Raw genomic sequence first — 4233 nt, forward strand, 5'->3', positions numbered from 1 at the left:
AACACCCCGAAAACTTGGTTCGTAAAACTAAATTTGTATTTTTGAACTATTTGAAAAGCTTTCAGGGTGTGTCCTGCATATGCAGGGCACACACACGGGTTTGGCAAAAGTGGCGGTTCAGTGGTCCGAAGACACATTTGTGGTTAATAAAAGTTTGGTTCTCCGCATCAACATTTGTGGTGAAAATCGCCACCTTCGCCAAGCCCGAAACCGTCAGGCTGTGAAAAAAATCCTTTTCAGCAAGGAAACAGCTTGTAGAATGAATTTATACACACTTATAAGGTGCTTTTAGAGCACCTATTTTTATGCACAGATTTTTTCTTCTGAAATATTGAAAGGCTTATATGGAAGGAAATGATGTCGTTTTTGGATAAAAATAGTACCCCCTGGGTACTTGGGTGTCCATTGGTGCAGTTTTTCCATGAGGTTGTCAAAACCTAAGATATTGCGAACTCTTTTCATATTGTACACCAACATGATTAATGCTACTTCTCCATTCACTTTCTTTAAGCCTCGTAGATTGGTATAATACAAATTCCATTGCCGCTTAATGGTGCCAAAGATATGTTCATTGATTTCTTGTCGTTGGCGATATAATGTTGGATTTGCTTCGTAATTTTCTTTGTTCTTTTCTACATATGCAGCATATTCACTGCGTTCTATCTCTCTTCGGCCATCGTGCCGACCTGTACATAAATGTTGCACTGCGCAACTTTGACAAGCTCCTGTTCGGTATTTTTTAAACTGATAACTAACATCATTATCACGCTTTTTGCGGTGCAATCTACCTGTAGTACGTAAGGTTTGTCCGGCTGGGCAAGTATAAGTATCTGATGCTTCATCATACACAAAGTGCTGAACCATATAATCAGGCTGTGTGCCTTTGGTATTGCTGTTGACAAGCTCTTGGCGGGCTACAATTGTATCTATAGCTGCTTCTTGGCAAGCTTGTAGTTCTTTTCCGGTGTGGTAACCTTTATCTGCTAAGACCGTTAATTCTTTTGCCTCGATATTATCTTTTGCTTCTTTGCTGATAGCATATAAAGCATTTTTATCATTGCGATTGATCGTGTGTGTAGCCACCACCAATTTGTGCTCTTGATCCACGGCTGCCTGCACATTATATCCTACTTCGACCACAACTCCTCTTACCAATAAGGCTCTCGCATCTGGATCTGTTGTGCTTACTTGTGGTTCTTGGCTTTGAGCCAGCTGATCTTGTAAGACTTCGTATTTTATCTTATGTTGCTGTAATCGAGCTAGTTTTTCTTGCACATCACCAAGGCTTATCGCTTCATCTTCACAGGCATCGGTCTGCTCAAATTCTTCTAGCAATGCCTTGCTTTTTTGTGCTATGTAATCCAAGTGGCGTTGGATCTTTTTAGGATTGTAATTATTTTTTTTGCTGTTGTTGCCTCTAATTTTGGTGCCATCTACGGCGATTACTTTTCCGCCTACTAATCCTACATCTTTTAGAAATGAAACAAATAGTTTAAACAGATTTTGTAGCGCCTTCGCATTGATTTTACGAAAGTCGGCTATGGAATGGTAATTGGGATGCAGTCCCTGCAACAACCATTGCAATTCTATATTTCGGATGGCTTCACGCTCAAGCTTTCTGCTGCTGCGAATGCCATTGAGGTAAGCATAAAGATAGAGTTTGAGAAATAAAGCATCACTAAAAGATGACCGACCTTCTTTCTTTTTATCCGAGGAAGTTAAAGAGCGAACGCCTAGTTGCTGAAGATCTAATTTATCTACAAAAGCATCTATAAACCGGACATCATTATCGGTAGCAATAGTAGCTTCTAAACTAGAGAATGTAAGTTGGTGTCTGTCTAAACCATTGATGATAGGCATAAAACCGTGAATTATGAATACCTTATGAATTTAAGAAATATTAACTATATTTGAAAGGAGTTTGTGTACTTTTTTCACGGACTGCCGTTACCTGCAAGTTGAAAAAACCGAACCTAATCCGAATTGAATACTGAATCAAATATGAGTAAAAGACTTTATCTGAATTTATTTTTGAGTTTACTCATTTTACTTATTGGCTATTATTTTTCTTCTGAACTAACCGACTTTTGGACAAGTAGAATTATTAATATTTTGTCCATTATTTTAGCTGGATTTTTCCTTATTAAATTTAATCCAAGCTTGCTTCCGAAAAAAGAAAACTCAACTTTCCGAATTATATACATTTTCCCAATTATTATCGGAATTATCGGGCTCTTTTTGGTAACTTATTTTATTCCATTATTAGTTTATAATTTAATGGAATGGCAATGGACTGACCAAATTAGAACAACACAGTCTGAATTACCAAGATTTTTGATTTTACTGACTGTTTGGGCATTTTTGGAAGAAATATACTTTCGTAGAATTATATCACAGAAATTATTTAATGAAAAAGGATTTTCTAAAGCGATTTGGGTTTCTGCTTTAATTTTTAGTTTTGCTCATATTTTTTCAGAAAATGGTTTGTTTGGAACTTTTATTGGCGGAATATTTTTGGGATATATTTATTTAAAAACAAAAAATATTTGGTTGAATATTTTAACACATTTAGCTTTTAATCTGATAAGCTTTTTTGTATCACCAAAGCTAACTGAAAATCTTGCTGATTTTAATTCTTATCAAAAAATATCACTTATGATAATATTTGGTTTCGGACTGATTTTGACTATGATTTTGATTATAAATAAACAAACGGAATTAAAAACCAGCAGGTAACAGCCGTTTGTTGCAATTGCTAGGCTCGGTTTGTATTCGGAATTTTCTCCGAAAATTCTATGAGGAGTTTTGTACTTGTAATCTTTTGTTATAAATTTACGCAACTGCAACAAGCGACAACACGTTATATGCTATTTTAGAACAACGCTATGCAAAAAACAATCTGCTTTCTAATTTTATGTTTGACTTTTTATTCTTGTGAAGGACAAACCAAAGAAAATACAAAAAATCAAGACAAAAATGATATAAGTAACTATAAAACTGAAATTCTTTCAGAAGAAGAAATGCGTTTTACGACTGACAAAGCAGTCTTATTAATTCAAAATAAAAATTACACAGAATTTAAACACCTAATTGTTGAAGACATTGCTAAAAACATTTCAGAACAGCAAATTATTCAAATTGTTGGCCAAATAAACGAAATATTCAAAACAGAAGGTATTCCGACAGGAAATGAAAATATTTTACCAGCACTAAATGCAACTCTAAACGGGAATGACACAATATTTATCAATAATATTTTGTATAATTTCAAGCCAATAAACAACTCTCAAAAAGTCTTGACTTTTAGTTTTTTGAAGCAATATGGGACTGATAAAATTGCTGGTGTAAACTTGAATACAAATCCACTTTCTTCTGCAAACGCTAAACCAACTATAAAACAAATTGAAAAGTTTGATTTTAATGTTTCTGACATTTCAAATTTCAGAATTTATTATGATGAAAGAGTTGACAGAAAAAGGAAATTTAAAAATGAAATCGGCTATTTTGCAATTCAAGGAGACTTAAATACACTTAGAGAATCTGGAATTTTACCGATAATTGAAACAATATTTTCAGAACTTAAAAAATCAAATTTCAAATCAGTAAAAACATTTAATTCGACCTTAAATCGAGGTGAAAGTGCAAAATATATACAAGCAGAATTTGGTTTTAAAAACTTACCATATTCAATCTTCATTTACTTACCAATAAAAAATGGTGGACAATACGAAAATAAAATCATCGTTATGCAAAGAGAGTATGTAAATTTAGGTTATGAATTTACCTTAAACCAAAACGATTATTTAAAGATTAAAAGTGAATTTCCAAAAATTGCAGAAATGAACCTTGAAAATTTCTATTTAGACAAACCATAAAAAAAACGGCATATAATAACTAAGCTTTAGCTTCGCTCGGTTCGGGCAGAGCCCTCGGGTCGTCTTGCCCGGAGGGCACGAGATGAAAGCCCGTTGAACGGAACCGCAGGAAGCTTAATACGTATTATGAAGTTTTCGAAGTGGAGCTTTAAGATATACGAGCAGTAATTTTACGATTACTGCTTTTTTTATGGTTGAACTTGTGCTGTCTTATTGTTATTTTTCGATTTACCGACGCAATTAAATACAAGTTCCCTTACCCGTAAAAACTAATTCACATAGGCAAGTGTATTCTCGATAAGATATGCTTTTGGCGGACCTCGTTGCCCAAAGACATGTAACGTAACCAGATTTCCAA

The 4233-nt window shown here is 34.2% G+C and carries 4 protein-coding genes; 3 read left to right on the forward strand and 1 reads right to left on the reverse strand.

All coding sequences use genetic code 11. From position 1 onward, the window contains the following. A partial coding sequence (locus tag EG242_RS14955) for a hypothetical protein (protein ID WP_203227708.1) occupies nucleotides 1-224 on the forward strand: 224 nt, incomplete at its 5' end. 79 nt (nucleotides 225-303) lie between these two features. Here EG242_RS14955 and EG242_RS10970 read toward each other — a convergent pair. After that, nucleotides 304-1860 carry an IS1182 family transposase gene (locus EG242_RS10970; RefSeq protein ID WP_235831901.1) on the reverse strand — a complete coding sequence of 519 codons (1557 nt, stop codon included), beginning with the start codon at nucleotides 1858-1860 and terminating at the stop codon, nucleotides 304-306. Between the two features lie 141 nt (nucleotides 1861-2001). Here EG242_RS10970 and EG242_RS10975 point away from each other — a divergent pair, with 141 nt between their 5' ends. Both EG242_RS10975 and EG242_RS10980 read left to right on the forward strand, forming a co-directional pair. Continuing rightward, complete coding sequence (locus EG242_RS10975; protein WP_124899918.1) at nucleotides 2002-2736, forward strand: CPBP family intramembrane glutamic endopeptidase; 735 nt, start codon at nucleotides 2002-2004, stop codon at nucleotides 2734-2736. A 149-nt stretch (nucleotides 2737-2885) separates the two neighbouring features. Then, complete coding sequence (locus EG242_RS10980; RefSeq protein ID WP_124899919.1) at nucleotides 2886-3875, forward strand: hypothetical protein; 990 nt, start codon at nucleotides 2886-2888, stop codon at nucleotides 3873-3875. The last annotated feature ends 358 nt before the right edge of the window (nucleotides 3876-4233 follow it).

This window comes from Paenimyroides viscosum, from assembly GCF_003858535.1.
Classification (GTDB): domain Bacteria; phylum Bacteroidota; class Bacteroidia; order Flavobacteriales; family Flavobacteriaceae; genus Flavobacterium; species Flavobacterium viscosum.

Coding starts and splice junctions, on each gene's coding strand:
- EG242_RS10970 (WP_235831901.1), bottom strand. CDS start 1,860: ATGCCTATCATCAATGGTTTAGACAGACACCAACTTACATTCTCTAGT.
- EG242_RS10980 (WP_124899919.1), top strand. CDS start 2,886: ATGCAAAAAACAATCTGCTTTCTAATTTTATGTTTGACTTTTTATTCT.
- EG242_RS10975 (WP_124899918.1), top strand. CDS start 2,002: ATGAGTAAAAGACTTTATCTGAATTTATTTTTGAGTTTACTCATTTTA.